This is a genomic window from Ancylobacter koreensis (assembly GCF_023016525.1).
Taxonomy (GTDB): Bacteria; Pseudomonadota; Alphaproteobacteria; order Rhizobiales; family Xanthobacteraceae; genus Ancylobacter; species Ancylobacter koreensis.
Genome location: NZ_JALKCG010000009.1, coordinates 19,622 through 37,271 on the forward strand (window position 1 = coordinate 19,622; position 17,650 = coordinate 37,271).

Below are 17,650 nucleotides of genomic sequence, written 5' to 3' on the forward strand. Positions count from 1 at the left end.
TCAGCTCCCATTGCGTGCGTGCAGGCCCGGCTGGAACAGTTCTTTCCAGCTCGGCTTCTGCTTGATGAGGCCGATGCGGTGTTCAAAGTCGACGAACACCTCCACCCGCTCCGGTACGGTCGTAAAGCGGATCTGTGGGTCCCGGATGATGGCCTCGATAAAACCGGGATCCAGCTTCGACTTCTCGGCAGCGATATAGAGGGCGGCGGCGTCCTTCGGGTTCGCCTTGATCCACTCATTGGCCTCGTCCAGCGCGGCGACGAAGGCATCGACGGTCTTGGGGTTGTCCAGCGCAAACTTCTTCGTGCCGTAGACGACGTTGAAGGTGTGCGGGCCGCCGAGCACGTCGTAGCTGTTCAGCACCGCATGAACCTTGTCGTTCTGCAACTGCTGCTCGAAAAACGGCGGCGAGGTGAAGTGGGCCGTGATGCCGCCGGTCCCGGAGAGGATTGAGGCCGTCGCATCCGGATGTGGCAGGCTCACGGTGAGATGATCGAGCTTGTCGTACTGGCCGAACGTCTTTTCGGCGGCGATCTGGAGCACAATCGGCTGGAACCCGACCTTGACCGAGGGCAGGGCGATGCGATCGGTATCGGTGAAGTCCTTGATTGTCTTCACGTTCGGGTTGTTGGTGGTCAGCACATTCGGCATTGAGCCGAGCGCGGCGATCAGCAGGATGTCGGTTTTGCCGCGCGTCTTGTCCCAGGTGAGGATCGCCGGAGCAACGCCGGCCGTCGCGAAGTCGAGGCCCCCGGAAATCAGCGAATCGTTCATGGCGGCCGCACCGGAGAGGCGCAGCCACTCGACCTTCAGATCCTTCACGCCCGCCGTTCCGGCGTGTTTTTCGATCAGCTTCTGCTCCTTGGCGACGATCAGGGGCAGATAGGCGATGCCGAATTGCTGGGCGATCCGCAGCTCACCCGTTTCCGCGCGGGCGGAGGAAACGGAAGCTGGCCCGGCGGGCCACGCGAGTGACAATGTGGCGGCAGCGAGCAGGGCGCGATAGCGCATGGGAGAGGCTCCGTGACTAGGGGTGACGGACAATCTGGGCTTTATTCTATAAAGTCAATGGACTATAAAGACTGCCCTCCGCACACCCCGGGCGCTCAGAGGACGTGGATTGTAATGAGCCGTAGCGACTTCCTTTGGTACATCCCCAATGACGTGAAGCCCGGCCATCGCGGCGACGTGCCGGCGTCGAACGCGGGGAGCCTCGATAGCCTGACCGATCAGGCGAAGGCACTTGAAGAGTACGGCTGGAGCGGTGCGTTGATCGGTACCGGTTGGGGGCGGCCAGACACCTTTACGGTCGCAGCGGCGCTTGCTGCGCGCACCACCCGTTTCGAGCCCCTGATCGCCATCCGTCCCGGCTATTGGCAGCCGGCCCAGTTCGCCTGTGCGGCGGCAACGCTTGACCAACTCTCGGATGGCCGCACCCGTTTCAACATCGTCTCGGGCAAGGACAGCCTCGCCGCCTATGGCGACAGCGAGGGAGATGCCACGCAACGCTACGCGCGCACGCGTGAGTTCATGCGGCTGGTGCGCCGACTCTGGACCGAGGAAGACGTCACCTTCAGTGGCGACTACTTCCAGGTCGCGGGCGCAACGGTCGAGCCGCGCATCACCGCGCGCGGCGCCCGGCTGCACCCGCGCTTCTACTTCGGCGGGGCCTCCGCGGCGGCCGAACGCGTCGCGGCGACCGAGGCGGATGTCCAACTCTTTTGGGGGGAGCCGCGCGACGGCGTGGCCGAGCGGATCGAACGTCTGAAGGCCTTAGGCCGCACGCTGGACCGGAATCTCCCGCCTCTCGAGTTCGGCCTGCGCATCACGACGCTGGTGCGGGACACGACGGCGCAAGCCTGGGCCGACGCCGAGGCAAAGGTGGCGGAGATGGCCAGAACCGGAGGCGCCGGCTGGCAGGATCACAGGGGCCCGGCCGCCGTTGGTCAGCAGCGCCTGCTCGACCTGCATCATCGCGGCGACGTGCTCGACGACAATCTCTATACGGCTCCGGGCAAGTTCGGCGGTGGTGGCGCCGGCACGACCTGGTTGGTCGGTTCGGCCGAGGACGTCGCCGGTTCGCTTCGAAAATACCAGGACCTCGGCATTACTCAGTTCATACTGTCCGATACGCCCTATCTGCGCGAGATCAAGCGGCAGGGAGAAACGCTGCTGCCTCTGCTGTCGCGACCTAACCTTTCTCTCGTCTACTAAGACGCTCTCGCTGCCCGGATAGTGTGGAGCGCCTCCGGCTTGAGGTGCGTATAGCGCCGCAGCATCTTCCAGTCCTTGTGGCCGGTCACGAGCGCCACCTGATCGATGGTGAAACCTGCCTCAAACAGCCGGCTGGTGCCTTCGCGGCGCAAGTCGTGGAAATGCAAGTCCTCGATCTTGAGGTCTTGGCACTGCCGACGAAACGCAGTGCCGACCGAGCGGCCGTTGTAAGGGAAGATGCGGCCTTCTCGACCGCTTGAGCAGCGGGCTTGCTCCTCGATGATCTCACACGCGTCATAACCCGACACATCGAGCAGCGGGATGCGCTGATGGTTGCCGTCCTTCCTGCGCGGGTCCTTGCGATCTCGAATGAGCAGCATCCCCGTTCGCAGATCGAAGTCACGCCATTCGACCCGGCAGATTTCTTCCTGACGCATGGCCGTAGCTGCGGCAAAGCGCACGATCCTTCCGACGGGGATGCTTTGCCGAGGGTTCTCGTCCAGCGCCGTGAGGATGCGGTCAAGTTCGTCCTGCGTCGGCCGGCGATCCCGCTCCTTGCATTTGATGAGGCGCTCGCGGTCGATCTCGGCGATCTTCAGGGCGCCGAGCCCTCGTCAAGAGCTGTAAGGCAGAAGCCCTTGGAACGGCCGATCCTGCCCCCCACTTCAGCCATGTCCTGGCGGTGAAGCGCGACGAGATCGCGGAAGCGCTTCGCGTCACGCGACTTGCGCGTGACAGCGGGTTCCTGGCGATCGATGCGACGCTCCATGTCGAGCGCCCACTCCTCGGCATCCTTGCGGCGCAGGAACGTCTCGTTGACGTACTGCCCCTTCCGGCAGATATGGGCTCTCCAGAAGCCGCATTTTAGTTTAGTGAAAGCGAACGGCCCGTGTGCGCAGCCTGTGCGTTCACGCGTCGAACGAGAAGGAAGCCGGAGCGTGTCGTGGCAAGGGATCGCGTGCCCACGACGTGGCCCAACGCCCTGAAATTTCATAAATAATGTCGAAATATCGCTCGTTCAGATTCTCCGTTGCCCCCATGATGGACTGGACCGACCGGCATTGCCGGGCGTTCCACCGCGTGCTGTCGCGCCGGGCGCGGCTCTACACGGAGATGGTGACGGCCAATGCCGTGATCTTCGGCGACCGCGACCGGCTGATCGGCTTCTCCCCCGTCGAGCACCCCGTGGCGCTGCAGCTCGGCGGTTCCGACCCGAAGGCGCTCGCGCAGGCGGCGGCGATCTGCGCCGAGCGCGGCTATGACGAGATCAACCTCAATGTCGGCTGCCCCTCCGACCGCGTGCAGGGCGGCAATTTCGGCGCTTGCCTGATGCGCGATCCCGCGCTGGTGGCGGACTGCGTGGCGGCGATGAAGGCGGCGGTGGCGATCCCCGTCACGGTGAAGTGCCGCATCGGCGTCGACGAGCAGGACCCGGAAGCGGCGCTCGACGCGCTCACCGACGCGGTGCTGGCGGCGGGCGCCGACGCGCTCATCGTCCATGCCCGCAAGGCGTGGCTGGAAGGGCTCTCCCCGAAGGAGAACCGCGACATTCCCCCGCTCGACTATGACCGCGTGTACCGGCTGAAGGCGCGGCTGCCGGGCGTGCCCGTCAGCATCAATGGCGGCATCGGTACGCTGGAGGAGGTCGCGGCGCATCTCGCCCATGTCGACGGGGCGATGCTGGGGCGCGCGGCCTACCAGCAGCCGGAACTGCTGATGCGGGTCGACAGCCTGTTCTTCGGCGAGGCCGATCCGCATGAGGACGCCTTCGCCGCCGTGGAAGCCTATGAGCCCTATGTGGCGGCGCATCTGGCCGCCGGCGGACGGCTGCACGACATTACGCGCCACATGCTTGGCCTGTTCACCGGCCGTCCCGGCGCGCGCGCCTTCCGGCGCCGCCTCGCCATCGAGGGCGTGAAGGCGGAGGCCGGGCTCGACGTGCTGCGCGCGGCCGTCGACGAAGTTCGCAGGGCCGAAGAGCGGCGTTCCATGGTGGCGTGATGTTGCAGTCGATACCTCTGGACCAATTGATGTGGCTGGCCGGCGTACTGCTGGTCGCCGGGCTGGCGACCGGCATCCTGGCGGGCCTCTTCGGCATCGGCGGCGGGGCGATCGTCGTGCCCGTGCTCTACGAGGTGTTCGGCGCGGTCGGGGTCGACGATTCCGAGCGCATGCACCTCTCCGTGGGCACCGCGCTCGCCATTATCGTGCCCACCGCGCTGCGCTCCTTCATGGCGCACCGGCGGCGCACTAAGATCGACGACGGCGTGCTGCGGCAATGGGCGATCCCTGTGGTGGCCGGGGTGGTCGCCGGCTCGGCGCTGGCGGCGATCTCGCCTGACGTGGTGCTGAAGATCGCCTTCGTCGCCTTCGCCGCGCTGATGTCCTCGAAGCTGCTGTTCGGCCGCGACAAATGGGTGGTGGCCGACCAGCTGCCCGGCCGCCTCGCCATGACGCTGTACGGCTTCGGCATCGGCGCCTCGGCGCCGTTGATCGGCATTTCGGGCGGCGGCATCGCCACCGTGGTGCTGACGCTCTACAAGGTGCCGATCCACACCGCCATCGCCACCTCGGCGGGTCTTGGCGCGCTGATCGCCGTGCCGGGCACGCTCGGCTACATCATCAGCGGCATCCCGCATCTCGACGCGCTGCCGCCCTTCTCGCTCGGCTATGTCTCGCTGCCCGGCCTCGTGCTGGTCGGCGGCATCGCGACGCTGGCGGCCCCGCTCGGCGCGCGGCTGGCGCACGCCTTCAGCAAGCGGCAGCTTGAGGTCGGCTTCGGGCTTTATCTGCTGCTGGTCGGGCTGCGCTTCGTGATCGCGCTCATCGCCGAATAGGCGCCCTACGGCTCGACGACTTTCGCGCGCATCACCAGCTTCTCGCCGCGTATCTCGAAGCTGGCGAGGCGGGAGAGGAAGCTCATGCCAAGCAGGCTGTGCTTCAGCGTGCCGGGGCTGGCGATCAGGGCCGGCACGTCGCGCTCGGTGATGGAGCCGGCGATCTCGATGCGCTCCAGCACCACGGCGGCGGCGCGCCCGCGCCCGTTGGCGGTGTCGATGGGAATGTCGTAGCGCAGGAACTCCAGCGGCAGGCCGACCGCCACCGCGTCCTCGGGCGTCAGCACGACGCTGGAGGCGCCGGTGTCGACCAGCATGGGCAGGCGCGTGCCGTTGATCTCCACCTGCACGTTGAAGTCGCCATCGCGCGCGCGCGCCACCTCGACCGCCGGCTGGCCGTCATGGGCGAGGGGCACGGCATAGCCGGGAGCGAGCTCGGCGAGTACCCGGTAGGCGACGCTGTGCAGCTCGAAACGATAGGTGTAGCCGACCGCCAGCACCGCGAAGATCGCCAGCCACAGGCCGGCGGCGCGCAGCGCCTCGCCGAGCCGCCCGGTGAAGGAGGCGACGAGGCCGGCGGCGACCACGAGGCCGATGGCGCCATAGGAGACGAGCTGGGCGATCTCGCCGGCATTCAGCCCGCCGACGCTGCCGGCGCGCGAGGCCCAGAAGATGAGCCCGATTCCGCCGGCCAGCCCCAGCACCACGATCCACATGAGACGGTCGGCGTTCATCGCGCGGCCTCCGTCGTGGCGCGGGCGGCAAGGCGGGCCATCACCGCGCGCCGCTCGGTCTCGCTCATCGTGCTCCAGGCGCCGATCTCCTCGATCGTGCGGCCGCAGCCGAGGCAGATTCGTCCGCGCGCATCCAGCGCGCAGATCGAGACGCAGGGTGTGGAGAGGGCGACAGGCATATGAATCGGTACGCTCACGGCTGCCGCGCGAAGATAAGCAGGCCGATCAGGAAGGCAATCTCGACGAGAAGGGTCGCGGCGCCGGCGACGTCCCCCGTCTGCCCGCCGAATTGGGCGCGGGCAAGGCGGACGACGCCCAGATACGCACCCGCCCCCAGCGCCAGCGCGCCGACGAGCGGCAGGGCGCCAAGCGTCGGCACCACGAGGAGCGCGGCGAGGGCGACCCCGACGATGAGCGCGGTGCGCCGGCTTGTCGCGCCCGGCACGCCGGCGCTGCGGGCGAGCCCGTCCGGCCGTGCGAAGGGCAGGGCGGCGAGCATGAACAGGCCGGCGAGGCGGGACACCGCCACGGCGGCGACGAGCCCCGCGCCGGCGGCGGGCAGGCCGCCCGCCAGGAGCCCCGCCAGCGCGCCGAGGCGCAGCGCGAAGGCGAGGATGAGCGCGCAGACGCCATAGCTGCCGACGCGGCTGTCCTTCATGATCTCCAGCCGCCGCTCGACGCTCCAGCCGCCCAGCGCGTCGGCGACGTCGGCAAGCCCGTCCTCGTGCAGTGCGCCGGTGATCGCCACCAGCACGCCGACCGCCAGCGTGGCGGCGAGGAAGCCGCCAAGGCCCAGCCAATGGCCGGCGGCCAATGCCAGCGCGCCGATCAGCCCCAGCACCGCCCCGGCGAGCGGCAGCGCCGGGCCGAGCCGGTCGAGATCGGGCGGGCCGTCCTCGGTAGGCTCGGAGGGCAGGCGGACGGGAAGCCGCGACAGGAAGCGCAGTGCCGCCGGCACGTCGGAGAGGAGGGGCAGGGCCATGACCGCTAACGCTCGACGATGAAGTCGCCCGGCGGGCGACGATGCTCCCAGCCGGCGCGTTCCAGCTCGGGCACGTTCGAAGGCGCGGCGGGGTAGCCGATGCACAGATGGCCGACGAGGCGCCAGCTTTCCGGCACGTCGAGCGCGCGGGCGACCGCGGACGCATCGAGGATCGACACCCAGCCCACCCCGATGCCGCGCGCGGCGGCGGTGAGCCACAGCGTGTGGATGGCGAGCACGGCGGAATAGGCCAGCGTTTCCGGCATGGTGGCGCGGCCGAGCCCGTGGCCGGCCTCCGGGTCGGGATCGACGAAGACGGCGAGCTGCTCGGGCGCGTCGTCGAGCCCGGCGAGCTTGAGCCGCGCATAGAGGCCCGCACGCTCCTGCGGCTGAAGCGCGAGAGCCTCCGCATTGCAGCGCTCGAACACGGCGCGGATCGCCGCGCGGCGGGCCGGGTCGCGCACCCGCACCAGCCGCCAGGGCTGGCTGAGGCCGACGCTCGGCGCCCGGCTCATGCCGGCGAGCAGCTCGCCATATTCAGCCGCGTCGAGCGGGCGGGTATCGAAGCGGCGCACGTCGCGCCGCCAGGCGAACAGCGCGTCGAGCGCGTCGCAAAAGCGCGTGTCGAAGGCCGGCGGGAAGGTCGCCGCCAGTGCGGTGCCGCTTGTCACGCCGGTCGTCGAGCGGGTTGCCATGCGTCCCCCACCGGCGCGCCATCGGGAATTAAGGGTTGCGCGCCCGTCCGCATGGGTCTACCCCGCCGCCGCGTCCGGCGCGACCGTTTCGACGCGCCGGGAACCTCAAGGGACGGGATATCCATGCTGCGCTCCGCCACCGGCCTGCCCTTCGACGACATCCGCAACCTCGTCGCCCAGATGCCCGGCCCGGACGAGACCGCCCGCGCGGCCGCCGCCGAACGCCAGCGCCAGCTCGTCAAGCCGCCCGGCGCGCTCGGCCGGCTGGAGGAAATCGCGATCCATGTCGCCGGCTGGCAGGGCCGCGAGATTCCGCAGGTGAACCGCCCGACGGTGGCGGTGTTCGCCGCGACGCATGGCGTCGCCGGGCGCGGGGTCTCGCCCTATCCGCCCGAGGTGACGAAGCAGATGGTCGCCACCTTCACCGCCGGCAAGGCGGCGGTGAACCAGATCTGCGGCGTGTTCGGCGCCGGGCTGCGCGTGTTCGACCTCGCGCTCGACCTGCCGACGCCCGACATCGTGGAGCAGGACGCGCTCACCGAGGCCGAATGCGCCGCCACCATGGCCTTCGGCATGGAGGCGCTGGCCGGCGAGCCGGACCTGTTGTGCCTCGGTGAGATGGGCATCGGCAACACGACGGTCGCCGCCGCCATCTTCCACGGCCTCTATGGCGGCACGGCGGAGGACTGGGTCGGCCCCGGCACCGGCGCGACCGGCGAGGTGCTGGCCCGCAAGACCGAGGCGGTGCGGGCGGCGGTGGCGCGTGCGCAGGGCCATCTCGACGACCCGCTGGAGGTGCTGCGCAAGCTCGGCGGGCGGGAAGTTGCGGCGATGGCCGGCGCGATCCTCGCCGCCCGCCTGCAGCGCGTGCCGGTGGTGCTGGACGGCTATGTCGTCACCGCCGCCGCCGCCGTGCTGAAGGCGCTCGATCCCCGCGCGCTCGACCATTGCCTCGCCGGCCATGTCTCGGCCGAGCCGGCGCACCGCGCGGTGCTGGAGCGGCTGGAACTCACGCCGATCCTCGACCTCGGCATGCGGCTGGGCGAAGGCTCGGGCGCCGCGCTCGCCATCGGCGTCGTCAAGTCGGCGCTGGCCTGCCACAGCGGCATGGCGACCTTCGCCGAGGCGGGCGTCGCGGAGGAGTGAGCGCGCGCAGATACCGGCGCGGCTGGCGGCCGAGCACCTTCGGTTCGGTGCTGGTGGCGCTGGCGCTGGTCGCCTTCGCGCTGGTCGCGGAGCGCTTCCTGCCGGCGCTGACCGGCAGCGTGCGGGTGGCAGATGGCGACAGCCTGGAGGTCGGCGGCGAGCGGGTGCGGCTCGACGGCCTCGACGCGCCGGAACTGCACCAGAGCTGCGGCGCCGTGTCCAAGATGTGGCCCTGCGGCGAGCGGGCGCGGGCGGTATTGCGCGAGATCGTCGAGGCCGGTGCGGTGAGCTGCCGCCCGGTGGACGAGGACCGCTATGGCCGTGCCGTCGCCGTCTGCACGGTGGACGGAGCCGATATCGGCGCCCGGCTCGTCGGGCAGGGCTGGGCGGTGGCGACCGGGCTCGCCTACCGCGCCGAGGAGCGCGCCGCCCGCGCGGCCGGGCGCGGCATCTGGAGCGGGCCGTTCGACATGCCGGCCGACTGGCGGGCGAAGCATCCGCGCCCGGCGGAATGAGGCATCGTCATCCCGGCCGAGTGCAGCGAGAGCCGGGATCGTTTCCCGTTCCCGCGCGATCCCGGATCGGCCTCCGGCCCTCCGGGATGACGAACGGTCCCATCGCCCCTATCTAGGCGCTATGCCTGCCGAAACCCTCGACGACGTTCTCGCCGCCATCCGCGCCTGCCGGGCCTGCGTGGAGCTCCCGCGCGGGGCGCCGCTGCCCCATGCGCCGCGCCCGGTGCTGCATGTCGGTCCCGCCTCCCGCATCCTCATCGCCGGGCAGGCGCCGGGCACCAAGGTGCATGCCTCCGGCCAGTCCTTCAACGACGCCTCGGGTGAGCGACTGCGGCACTGGCTCGGTGTCGACCGCGACACCTTCTACGACGAGAACCGCATCGCGGTGGCGGCGATGGGCTTCTGCTTTCCCGGTCAGGACGCCAAGGGAGGCGACCTGCCGCCACGCCGGGAATGCGCGGGGCTCTGGCACGACCGGCTTTTCGCCGCCCGCGCGCCTTTCGATCTCGTGGTGGCGGTCGGCGCCGCCTCGCAGGCCTATCACCTGAAGCGGCTCGGGCTGGAGCGCTACGCGGCGGGCGGGCTGACCGAGCGGGTGGCGCGCTGGCGCGAGATTTGGGAGGTGCGGCAGGCCCCGCGCCTCGTGCCGCTGCCGCACCCCTCCTGGCGCAACACCGGCTGGCTGAAGAGGCATCCCTGGTTCGAGGCCGAGCTGGTGCCGGTGCTGCGCGCCGAGGTGGCGCGGCTGGTGCGATAGAAAGCGGGACGCCGCCGCAGGTTTCCCGGCCCAGCGGAGCCGCAGGCGGAGCGCCGCGCCGGGAACCAGGAGAGACGTGCCGCAGGCACGCGCCGAAAGCTGGAGGCGGTTTCGCCGCTTCGCAGAATCCTTCGCTGGGTCCCGGATCGGCGCCGCGCCGGGCGCGGCTTGTCCGGGACACGGTTCCGCGCCGGCTATCGTGACAGCAGCAGATGCCGGTTCAGGCGCCGCTCCAGCACATCCCAGACGCGGCGGACGATCTCGACCATGATGAGGTAGAGCGCCGCCGCCCAGAGATAGACCTCCATGTCGTAGGAGCGCGAGAAGGCCAGCCGTGTCACGCCCATCAGGTCGTACACGGTGATGACCGAGGCGATGGCGCTCGCCTTGATCATCAGCACCAGCTCGTTGCCGAGCGGGCGCAGGCCGATGGCGATGGCCTGCGGCAGGACCACCTTGCGATAGGCATTGAAGCGCGAGAGGCCGAGCGCCTGCGCCGCCTCCATCTGCCCGGCCGGCAGGGTCTGGATGCCGCCGCGCAGGATTTCCGACTGATAGGCGGCGGTGTTGAGCGTGAAGGTGAACACCGCGCAGTTGAACGCGTCGCGGAAGAACCACCACAGCCCGATATCGGTAAGCTGCTCGCGGAACTGGCCGGCGCCGTAATAGACGAGGAAGGTCTGCGCCAGCAGCGGCGTGCCGCGGAAGAAATAGGAATAGGTGAAGGAGGCGCGCGAGAGGAACTTGCCGCCTTCCACCCGCGCCACCGCCAGCGGCAGGGCGATCAGGGCACCGAACAGGATCGACAGGCCGACGAGCGCCAGCGTGACCCATACGCCGTCGAGGAAGCGCAGGCCGTAGCGTTCCATGAGGTCGACGTTGAGGCCGATGAGGCCCATGCACCACAGGAAACCGTCGGCGACGGCGCGCAGGAGCGTGTCCATCAGTGGCCTCCCACGCGCTTGAAGCCGCGCGAGGCGCGGTTTTCCAGATTGGTGAACACCGCGCTCGAAAGGCCGGAGAACACCAGATAGATGAGGCAGGCCACGAGGTAGAAGAAGAAGGGCTGCTTGGTCACCCCCACCGCGATGGAGGTCTGCCGCATCAGGTCGCTGATGGCGATCACCGAGACCAGCGAGGTGTCCTTCAGCAGCACCATCCAATTGTTGGACAGGCCGGGCAGGGCGACGCGCCAGAGCTGCGGGAAGGTCACGAGCCGGAAGATGCGCCAGCCCGACAGGCCGAGCGCGGCGGCCGCCTCCTTCTGCCCCTTCGGCACGGCGCGGATGGCGGCGAGCAGCACCTCGCTGGAGAAGGCGCCGAGCACCAGCCCCAGCGCCACCACGCCGGCGACGAACTGGTTCACCTCGATATGGGCATCGGGGACGAAATAGCCGGCGATGCGTGTGAGCAGCATCTGCCCGCCATAATAGACGATGAACAGCGTCAGCAGCTCGGGCAGGCCGCGGAAGATGGTGGTGTAGAGATTACCGAGGCCGCGCAGCACCCGCGAACCCGAATCCTTCGCCAGCGCGACGAGGAGGCCGATGGCGATGCCCACCGGCAGGGTGGCAAGGGCGAGCTCGGCGGTGAGCAGCGCGCCCTGGGCGATCTCGTCGCCCCAGCCGTTCGGGCCGAAAGAGAGCAGCTCTATGAGGTTCAGCATGACGGCGGGGTCGCTCCACGAGCGTCGGCGGGAAACGCCGTTCCGGGAGCCTCACCGGAACGGCGCCGCGGAGCGGTACGTCAGTAGACGCTGAAGGGGAAGTACTTGTCGTTGATCGTCTTGTAGGTGCCGTCGGCGATGATCTCGTCGATCGCCTTGTTGAACAGGGCGACGAGCTCGGGATTGTCCTTGCGGATGCCGACGCCCACGCCCTCGCCGAAATATTTCGGGTCCTTGTATTCGGCGCCGGTGAACTTGCAGCACTTGCCCTCGTCGGTGTTCAGCCATTCGAGCAGCACGACCTTGTCGGCGAGCACCGCGTCGAGGCGGCCATTGGCGAGGTCGAGATTGGCCTCGTCCTGCTTGCCGTAGAGCTTCACCTCGGCGCCGGCCTTGGCGTAGACGTCTTCGAGGTAGTTGGAATGGATGGTGGAGCCCTGCGCGCCCAGCACCTTGCCCTTGAGCGAGGCGGGGTCGGTCGCGGTGACGGTGGAGTTCTTCGGCACCACGAAGCTGGCCGGGGTGTTGTAGTACTTCTTCGAGAAGTCGATCTGCTTCTTGCGCTCCTCGGTGATCGACATGGAGGCGACGATGGCGTCGTACTTGCCGGCGAGCAGCGCCGGGATGATGCCGTCCCAGTCCTGCGCGGTGAAGGTGCACTCGACCTTCATCTTCGCGCAGAGCGCCTTGGCGATGTCGACGTCGAAGCCCTTCAGCTCGCCGTTCTCGATATAGTTGAAGGGCGGATAGGCGCCCTCGGTGCCGATGCGCACCGTCTTCCATTCCTTGGCGGAGGCGCCGCTCAGCGTGGCGGCGACGAGAATCGCCGCGGCGGCGATGCGGGTGACGAGGCTCATGCTGTTCCCCTCTGGAAAGGTTGCCCTGGGCCGGTTCTTGTTTTTTCCCGGCAACCCATGCTGGCACTAATGCACGCCGGTGCGCAACGCCCGCTGATGCAATAACGGTCATCGCCGGAATTGATGGAGAATTGGGCGATGGCGCCCCGCCGATGGTGGCGGAAGGCCGCCATAAGCGGGTTTGATCGGCCGATGGCGCGCGCCGGGTTGACGCTGGGCGGCGTCTGGTGTCTCACCGACCGACCATCCAGAGGAGCGCGACGGCCATGGCGGTGACGGCAGACGAGGTGAAGGCGAGGCTGGCGCAGGTCTCCGCGCCCGACGGCAGGCCTGTCACCGAGACCGGGGTGCTCTCCGATATCCTCGTGTCCGACAGCAAGGTCTATCTCTCGATCACCGTGGACGCCCGCGAGGCGCAGGCCTGGGAGCCGGTGCGCGCGGCGGTGGAGCGCACCGTGCGCGGCACGCCCGGCGTGACCTCGGCGCTGGTGGCGCTGACCGCCGAGCGCAAGGCGGGCAGCGCGCCCGCGAGCGCTCCGGCCGGCGGCGCGCAGCCGGTGCGGGTCTCGGGGGAGGGCGGCCATCAGGGCCATTCTCACGCCGGCCATTCCCACGCGGGGCACGCGCATGCGGGTCACACGCACGCCCAGCCCCCGGCCGACCCGCAGAAGGAAGGCTCCGGCCTGCCGGGCGTCGGCGCCATCATCGCGGTGGCCTCGGGCAAGGGCGGCGTCGGCAAGTCGACGCTGGCGGCCAATCTCGCGCTCGGCCTCGTCGCCTCGGGGCTGAAGGTCGGGCTGCTCGACGCCGATATCTACGGCCCCTCCGTGCCGCGCCTGATGGGGCTCAAGGGCCGCCCCGACGTGCAGGGCCGGATGATCACGCCGATGCAGGCCTTCGGCCTCAAGGTCATGTCGATCGGCTTCCTCGTCGAGGAAGAGACGCCGATGATCTGGCGCGGGCCGATGGTGATGTCCGCCATCAGCCAGCTGCTCAAGGAAGTGAACTGGGCGCCGCTCGACATTCTCGTCGTCGACATGCCGCCCGGCACCGGCGACGCGCAACTCACCATGGCGCAGCAGGTGCCGCTGGCCGGCGCGGTGATCGTCTCGACGCCGCAGGACCTTGCGCTGATCGACGCGCGGCGCGGCATCGCCATGTTCGAGAAGGTCAACGTGCCGGTGCTCGGCATCGTCGAGAACATGAGCTACTTCCTCTGCCCCCATTGCGGCGGGCGCTCGGACATCTTCGGCCATGGCGGCGCGCGCCACGAGGCGCAGCGCTTCGGCGTGCCCTTCCTCGGCGAGGTGCCGCTGCACCTGTCGATCCGCGAGGCCTCCGACGCCGGCCTGCCGCTGGTGGCGACAAAGCCCGACAGCCACGAGGCGCAGATCTACCGCGACATCGCCGGCTCGGTGCGCGAGGCACTGGCCGGACGGCGCGGCACGACGCGGGCGGCGCCGCGCATCGTGGTGGAAAGCTGAGCGCGGCCAAACTGCCGCAGCGTAAGGGGAATCTACGCCGAAAGGCGCAGCCGCGCGGCGGTTGCACGGCTTCCGGCGCTGGCGTACCTGTTACGTCAACCAGCCAAGTTCGTGTGCGGAGGCGCGCCAATGCGCCAACCGCGCCGTGAGGAAATCCCCCAGGAGAGAGACAGCCCATGAAGCGCCGTCAGTTTCTTGCCGCCGCCTCCGCCGGCGTCGCGGCCACCGCCGTGGCCGCCCCGGCCATCGCCCAGTCCGCCCCGGAAATCCGCTGGCGCCTCGCCTCCAGCTTCCCCAAGTCGCTCGACACCATCTATGGCGGCGCCGACGTCATGTCGAAGATGGTCTCGGAGCTGACCGACGGGAAGTTCCAGATCCAGGTCTTCGCCGCCGGCGAGATCGTGCCCGGCCTTCAGGTGCTCGACGCCGTGCAGAACAACACGGTCGAGATGTGCCACACCGTCTCGTACTACTTCGTCGGCAAGGACCCAACCTTCGCGGTGGCGGCTTCGGTGCCGTTCGGCCTCAATGCCCGCCAGCAGAACGCCTGGCTGTTCCAGAACGGCGGCAACGAGCTCTTCAACGAGTTCTACAAGAAGTACAACGTCTACGGCCTGCCCTGCGGCAACACGGGCACGCAGATGGGCGGCTGGTTCTCCAAGGAGATCAAGACCACCGCCGACCTGCAGGGCCTGAAGATGCGCATCGGCGGCATCGCCGGGCAGGTCATGGCCAAGCTCGGCGTGGTGCCCCAGCAGATCGCCGGCGGCGACATCTATCCGGCGCTGGAGAAGGGCACCATCGACGGCGCCGAGTGGGTCGGCCCCTATGACGACGAGAAGCTCGGCTTCTACAAGGTCGCCAAGTACTACTACTACCCCGGCTGGTGGGAAGGCGGCCCGACCATCCACGCCTTCGCCAACCTCGCCAAGTTCGAGGAACTGCCGAAGAACTACAAGGCGGCGCTGGTCGCCGGCGCGACCTATGCCAACACCATCATGCAGGCGCGCTACGACGTGCAGAACCCGCCGGCCATCAAGCGGCTGGTGGCGAACGGCACGCAGCTGCGCCCCTATCCCAACGAGGTGATGGAGGCCTGCCTCAAGGCGACCAACGAGCTCTGGGGCGAGATTTCCGCCAAGAACCCGGACTTCAAGAAGGCCATCGACACCATGCAGGCGTTCCGCAACGAGGAAAACCTGTGGTGGCAGGTCGCCGAATACACCTTCGACAGCTTCCAGATCCGCACCCGCCCGCGCGGCTGAGGCATCGCTGATTAGCGTGACGACGGCCGGGCATGCGCCCGGCCGTTTTCGTTTCGGGGCACGGGCAACGGGGTCCGTGCCCTTCGCTGTTGCCCCCGGCAGCCCGTTGCGGCAAACATCCCGCGCCCGTCTCGCAGGATGCCGCCCATGACCCGCCGCGCTTTCCTCCGCACCGCCGGAACCGGCCTCGCCGCGACCGCCGCCGCCGGACTCCCGGCCCCGGCCCTCGCGCAGGATGCGCCGGTGGTGAAATGGCGCCTCACCTCCAGCGTGCCGAAGGTGCTGGACGCCATTTTCGGCGCCAATGAGCTGGTGTCGAAATATGTGAGCGAGGTGACGCAGGGCCGCTTCACCATCCAGAACTTCGCGGCGGGCGAGATCGTGCCCGGCCTTCAGGCGCTCGACGCGGTGCAGAACGGCACCGTCGAGGTCGCGCAGACCCCGCTCTACTACTACACCGGGAAGGACCCTTCCTTCGCCTGCTTCACCACCATGCCCTTCGGGCTGAACGCGCGCATGCAGAACGCGTGGTTCTACCAGGGCGGCGGGCGCGAGCTGCAGGACGAGTTCCTGGCGAAATACAATCTCGTCGGCTTTCTCGGCGGCAATACCGGCACCCAGATGGGCGGCTGGTTCCGCAAGGAGGTGAAGGACCTCGCCGACTTCAAGGGGCTGAAATTCCGCATCGGCGGCATTGCCGGGCAGGTGGTGGCCAAGCTCGGCGTGGTGCCGCAGCAGATCGCGCCGGGCGACATCTACGCCGCGCTGGAAAAGGGCACCATCGACGCCTGCGAATGGGTCGGGCCCTATGACGACGAGAAGCTCGGCTTCGTACGGGTCGCGCCCTATTACTACTATCCCGGCTGGTGGGACGGCGGGCCGACCATGAACGTCGTGGTCAACCGCACCAAGTGGAACGAGCTGCCCAAGTCCTATCAGGCGATCTTCGAGGCGGCGGTGGCCTATGCCAATGCCGACATGCTGGCAAAATACGACGCCTTCAACCCGGCGGCGCTGCGCCGGCTGGTGGCGGCGGGCGCGCAGCTGCGCACCTTCCCGCAGAGCTTCCTCGACGCCTCGTGGCAGGCCTCCAACGAGCTGATCGCCGAGATCGGCGCCAAGAACGCCGGCTTCAAGAAGATCATGGACGCGCAGATCGCCTTCCGGAACGAGGAATATCTCTGGTGGCAGGTCGGCGAATACCCCTATGACGGCTACATGATCCGCGCCCGCTCGCGGGGGTAGGGAAGGATCGTCATCCCGGAAGGACCGCAAGTCCTGTCCGGGATCGCTCTCCAATCCGGTACGCGATCCCGGCTCTCCGCTGCGTTGCGGCCGGGATGACGAAAGACGCAGAACGAGAAGGGAAACGCCGATGCCGAGTTCGACCTCCCGCCGCAGCCTGATCAAGGGCGCGGGCCTTGCCGCCGCCGCCACGACGCTGGCCGCGCCCGCCCTCGCGCAGACCGCCCCGCAGGTGCGCTGGCGGCTGACGTCGAGCTACCCGAAATCGCTCGACACCATCTACGGCGCCTCGCTGCTGCTGGCGAAATATGTCGGCGAGGCCACCGACAAGCGCTTCACCATCGACGTCTTCGCCCCCGGCGAGATCGTGCCGGGCCTTCAGGCCTATGACGCGGTGCAGAACCATACGGTCGAGGTCGCCCAGACCGCGCTCTACTACTACATCGGCAAGAACCCCGCCTTCGCGCCCTTCACCACGCTGCCCTTCGGGTTGAACGCGCGCCAGCAGACGGCGTGGCTCTACCATGGCGGCGGCACGGAACTGCAGAACGCCTTCCTCGCCAAAAGCAACACGATCGGCTTCGCCGGCGGCAATACCGGCGCGCAGATGGGCGGCTGGTTCCGCAAGGAGATCAAGACCGTCGCCGACGTGAAGGGGCTCAAGATGCGCCTGCCGGGCATTGCCGGGCAGGTGATGGCCCGCCTCGGGCTGGTGCCGCAGAACCTTGCCGGCGGCGACATCTATCCGGCGCTGGAGAAGGGCACCATCGACGCCGCCGAATTCGTCGGCCCGGTGGACGACGAGAAGCTCGGCTTCAACCGGGTGGCGCCCTATTACTATTATCCCGGCTGGTGGGAGGGTGGCCCGACCATCCATTTCATCGCCAATCTCCAGGCCTGGAACGAACTGCCCAAGCCCTATCAGGCGGCGTTCGAGGCGGCGGCGGCCTATGCCAATTCCGACATGCTGGCGAAATACGACGCCCGCAACCCGGCGGCGCTGCGCCGGCTGGTGGCGGGCGGGGCGCAGCTGCGGCCCTTCCCGACCGACCTGATGGACGCCGCCTACAAGGAGAACGTCGCGCTGATGGCGGAGATTTCCGCCAAGAACGCCGAGTTCAAGACGATCTACGATTCCATGCTCGCCTTCCGCAACGAGGAGTACCTGTGGTGGCAGGTCGGCGAGTATCCCTATGACGGCTACATGATCCGCGCCCGCTCGCGCGGGTGAGCCGCGAGGAGAAGGGGATGGC

At 68.8% G+C, this 17,650-nt stretch carries 20 protein-coding genes; 10 read left to right on the forward strand and 10 right to left on the reverse strand.

Translation table 11 applies throughout. The annotated features are described in order from the left end of the window. Positions 1 to 1,011, reverse strand: a complete 1,011-nt coding sequence (locus MWN33_RS17315) for an ABC transporter substrate-binding protein (protein ID WP_247202302.1) — start codon at positions 1,009 to 1,011, stop codon at positions 1 to 3. A 114-nt stretch (positions 1,012 to 1,125) separates the two neighbouring features. On the opposite strand from MWN33_RS17315, the gene MWN33_RS17320 reads away from it, so the two are divergent. After that, a complete protein-coding gene (locus MWN33_RS17320; protein ID WP_247202303.1) occupies positions 1,126 to 2,214 on the forward strand; it encodes an LLM class flavin-dependent oxidoreductase in 1,089 nt (362 codons plus the stop codon). Here MWN33_RS17320 and MWN33_RS17325 read toward each other — a convergent pair. Together MWN33_RS17325 and MWN33_RS17330 are read right to left on the reverse strand one after the other, a co-directional pair. Next, complete coding sequence (locus MWN33_RS17325) at positions 2,211 to 2,813, reverse strand: site-specific integrase (RefSeq protein ID WP_343313536.1); 603 nt, start codon at positions 2,811 to 2,813, stop codon at positions 2,211 to 2,213. The genes MWN33_RS17320 and MWN33_RS17325 overlap by 4 nt on opposite strands. After that, on the reverse strand, positions 2,810 to 2,983 hold the full coding sequence (locus MWN33_RS17330) for a hypothetical protein (protein WP_247202304.1): 174 nt from the start codon (positions 2,981 to 2,983) through the stop codon (positions 2,810 to 2,812). Before MWN33_RS17330 ends, MWN33_RS17325 begins: the two co-directional genes overlap by 4 nt. A 230-nt stretch (positions 2,984 to 3,213) precedes the next feature. Here MWN33_RS17330 and dusA point away from each other — a divergent pair, with 230 nt between their 5' ends. Continuing rightward, positions 3,214 to 4,215 (forward strand): tRNA dihydrouridine(20/20a) synthase DusA, encoded by a 1,002-nt coding sequence (dusA, locus tag MWN33_RS17335; RefSeq protein WP_281493841.1) that lies wholly within the window; start codon positions 3,214 to 3,216, stop codon positions 4,213 to 4,215. Positions 4,216 to 4,244: 29 nt separating this feature from the next. Then, positions 4,245 to 5,051 carry a sulfite exporter TauE/SafE family protein gene (locus MWN33_RS17340; protein ID WP_343313488.1) on the forward strand — a complete coding sequence of 269 codons (807 nt, stop codon included), beginning with the start codon at positions 4,245 to 4,247 and terminating at the stop codon, positions 5,049 to 5,051. 5 nt (positions 5,052 to 5,056) lie between these two features. Here the strand turns inward: MWN33_RS17340 and MWN33_RS17345 are convergent, their stop codons facing one another. From MWN33_RS17345 to bluB, 4 genes are read right to left on the reverse strand one after another with little or no spacing between them, the layout of a single operon-like run. Beyond that, on the reverse strand, positions 5,057 to 5,785 hold the full coding sequence (locus MWN33_RS17345; protein WP_247202307.1) for a retropepsin-like aspartic protease family protein: 729 nt from the start codon (positions 5,783 to 5,785) through the stop codon (positions 5,057 to 5,059). Beyond that, positions 5,782 to 5,982: a DUF1289 domain-containing protein gene (locus MWN33_RS17350; RefSeq protein ID WP_247202308.1), complete on the reverse strand. Its 201-nt coding sequence runs from the start codon at positions 5,980 to 5,982 to the stop codon at positions 5,782 to 5,784. Before MWN33_RS17350 ends, MWN33_RS17345 begins: the two co-directional genes overlap by 4 nt. Further along, positions 5,979 to 6,767, reverse strand: a complete 789-nt coding sequence (gene cobS, locus MWN33_RS17355) for an adenosylcobinamide-GDP ribazoletransferase (RefSeq protein WP_247202309.1) — start codon at positions 6,765 to 6,767, stop codon at positions 5,979 to 5,981. The genes MWN33_RS17350 and cobS overlap by 4 nt, the downstream gene beginning before the upstream one ends. Positions 6,768 to 6,772: 5 nt before the next feature. Next, positions 6,773 to 7,462 carry a 5,6-dimethylbenzimidazole synthase gene (gene bluB, locus MWN33_RS17360; protein ID WP_247202310.1) on the reverse strand — a complete coding sequence of 230 codons (690 nt, stop codon included), beginning with the start codon at positions 7,460 to 7,462 and terminating at the stop codon, positions 6,773 to 6,775. A gap of 123 nt (positions 7,463 to 7,585) precedes the next feature. Here bluB and cobT point away from each other — a divergent pair, with 123 nt between their 5' ends. The 3 genes from cobT (at position 7,586) to MWN33_RS17375 (ending at position 9,880) form a co-directional block, all read left to right on the forward strand. Beyond that, positions 7,586 to 8,608, forward strand: a complete 1,023-nt coding sequence (gene cobT / locus MWN33_RS17365; RefSeq protein WP_247202311.1) for a nicotinate-nucleotide--dimethylbenzimidazole phosphoribosyltransferase — start codon at positions 7,586 to 7,588, stop codon at positions 8,606 to 8,608. Beyond that, positions 8,605 to 9,123, forward strand: coding sequence for a thermonuclease family protein (locus tag MWN33_RS17370; RefSeq protein WP_247202312.1), 519 nt, complete (start codon positions 8,605 to 8,607; stop codon positions 9,121 to 9,123). The genes cobT and MWN33_RS17370 overlap by 4 nt, the downstream gene beginning before the upstream one ends. Positions 9,124 to 9,244: 121 nt before the next feature. Further along, positions 9,245 to 9,880: a uracil-DNA glycosylase family protein gene (locus tag MWN33_RS17375; protein WP_247202313.1), complete on the forward strand. Its 636-nt coding sequence runs from the start codon at positions 9,245 to 9,247 to the stop codon at positions 9,878 to 9,880. 194 nt (positions 9,881 to 10,074) lie between these two features. Here MWN33_RS17375 and MWN33_RS17380 read toward each other — a convergent pair whose 3' ends face one another. The 3 genes from MWN33_RS17380 to MWN33_RS17390 all read right to left on the reverse strand — a co-directional run bounded on the left by MWN33_RS17380 (position 10,075) and on the right by MWN33_RS17390 (position 12,403). Then, entirely contained in the window at positions 10,075 to 10,824 is a 750-nt protein-coding gene (locus MWN33_RS17380; RefSeq protein WP_247202314.1) for an ABC transporter permease, read from the reverse strand. Continuing rightward, positions 10,824 to 11,546: an ABC transporter permease gene (locus MWN33_RS17385; RefSeq protein WP_247202315.1), complete on the reverse strand. Its 723-nt coding sequence runs from the start codon at positions 11,544 to 11,546 to the stop codon at positions 10,824 to 10,826. The genes MWN33_RS17380 and MWN33_RS17385 overlap by 1 nt, the downstream gene beginning before the upstream one ends. Positions 11,547 to 11,626: 80 nt before the next feature. Then, positions 11,627 to 12,403: an ABC transporter substrate-binding protein gene (locus tag MWN33_RS17390; protein ID WP_247202316.1), complete on the reverse strand. Its 777-nt coding sequence runs from the start codon at positions 12,401 to 12,403 to the stop codon at positions 11,627 to 11,629. Between the two features lie 266 nt (positions 12,404 to 12,669). On the opposite strand from MWN33_RS17390, the gene MWN33_RS17395 reads away from it, so the two are divergent. The 4 genes from MWN33_RS17395 (at position 12,670) to MWN33_RS17410 (ending at position 17,628) form a co-directional block, all read left to right on the forward strand. Continuing rightward, a complete protein-coding gene (locus MWN33_RS17395; RefSeq protein ID WP_247202317.1) occupies positions 12,670 to 13,887 on the forward strand; it encodes an Mrp/NBP35 family ATP-binding protein in 1,218 nt (405 codons plus the stop codon). A 176-nt stretch (positions 13,888 to 14,063) separates the two neighbouring features. Continuing rightward, positions 14,064 to 15,152, forward strand: coding sequence for a TRAP transporter substrate-binding protein (locus MWN33_RS17400; protein WP_247202318.1), 1,089 nt, complete (start codon positions 14,064 to 14,066; stop codon positions 15,150 to 15,152). A 147-nt stretch (positions 15,153 to 15,299) separates the two neighbouring features. Next, the gene (locus MWN33_RS17405) at positions 15,300 to 16,397 is read left to right on the forward strand and encodes a TRAP transporter substrate-binding protein (protein WP_247202319.1); all 1,098 of its coding nucleotides are present in this window, start codon (positions 15,300 to 15,302) and stop codon (positions 16,395 to 16,397) included. 130 nt (positions 16,398 to 16,527) lie between these two features. Then, on the forward strand, positions 16,528 to 17,628 hold the full coding sequence (locus tag MWN33_RS17410; RefSeq protein ID WP_247202320.1) for a TRAP transporter substrate-binding protein: 1,101 nt from the start codon (positions 16,528 to 16,530) through the stop codon (positions 17,626 to 17,628). The last annotated feature ends 22 nt before the right edge of the window (positions 17,629 to 17,650 follow it).

Excerpts from the sequence above, each read along its gene's own strand:
- cobT (WP_247202311.1), top strand. The coding sequence starts at position 7,586 with ATGCTGCGCTCCGCCACCGGCCTGCCCTTCGACGACATCCGCAACCTC.
- MWN33_RS17405 (WP_247202319.1), top strand. The coding sequence starts at position 15,300 with ATGACCCGCCGCGCTTTCCTCCGCACCGCCGGAACCGGCCTCGCCGCG.
- MWN33_RS17375 (WP_247202313.1), top strand. The coding sequence starts at position 9,245 with ATGCCTGCCGAAACCCTCGACGACGTTCTCGCCGCCATCCGCGCCTGC.
- MWN33_RS17410 (WP_247202320.1), top strand. The coding sequence starts at position 16,528 with ATGCCGAGTTCGACCTCCCGCCGCAGCCTGATCAAGGGCGCGGGCCTT.
- cobS (WP_247202309.1), bottom strand. The coding sequence starts at position 6,767 with ATGGCCCTGCCCCTCCTCTCCGACGTGCCGGCGGCACTGCGCTTCCTG.
- MWN33_RS17395 (WP_247202317.1), top strand. The coding sequence starts at position 12,670 with ATGGCGGTGACGGCAGACGAGGTGAAGGCGAGGCTGGCGCAGGTCTCC.
- MWN33_RS17330 (WP_247202304.1), bottom strand. The coding sequence starts at position 2,983 with ATGGAGCGTCGCATCGATCGCCAGGAACCCGCTGTCACGCGCAAGTCG.
- MWN33_RS17400 (WP_247202318.1), top strand. The coding sequence starts at position 14,064 with ATGAAGCGCCGTCAGTTTCTTGCCGCCGCCTCCGCCGGCGTCGCGGCC.
- MWN33_RS17315 (WP_247202302.1), bottom strand. The coding sequence starts at position 1,011 with ATGCGCTATCGCGCCCTGCTCGCTGCCGCCACATTGTCACTCGCGTGG.
- MWN33_RS17340 (WP_343313488.1), top strand. The coding sequence starts at position 4,245 with ATGTGGCTGGCCGGCGTACTGCTGGTCGCCGGGCTGGCGACCGGCATC.
- MWN33_RS17390 (WP_247202316.1), bottom strand. The coding sequence starts at position 12,403 with ATGAGCCTCGTCACCCGCATCGCCGCCGCGGCGATTCTCGTCGCCGCC.
- bluB (WP_247202310.1), bottom strand. The coding sequence starts at position 7,462 with ATGGCAACCCGCTCGACGACCGGCGTGACAAGCGGCACCGCACTGGCG.
- MWN33_RS17320 (WP_247202303.1), top strand. The coding sequence starts at position 1,126 with ATGAGCCGTAGCGACTTCCTTTGGTACATCCCCAATGACGTGAAGCCC.
- MWN33_RS17380 (WP_247202314.1), bottom strand. The coding sequence starts at position 10,824 with ATGGACACGCTCCTGCGCGCCGTCGCCGACGGTTTCCTGTGGTGCATG.
- dusA (WP_281493841.1), top strand. The coding sequence starts at position 3,214 with ATGTCGAAATATCGCTCGTTCAGATTCTCCGTTGCCCCCATGATGGAC.
- MWN33_RS17345 (WP_247202307.1), bottom strand. The coding sequence starts at position 5,785 with ATGAACGCCGACCGTCTCATGTGGATCGTGGTGCTGGGGCTGGCCGGC.
- MWN33_RS17385 (WP_247202315.1), bottom strand. The coding sequence starts at position 11,546 with ATGCTGAACCTCATAGAGCTGCTCTCTTTCGGCCCGAACGGCTGGGGC.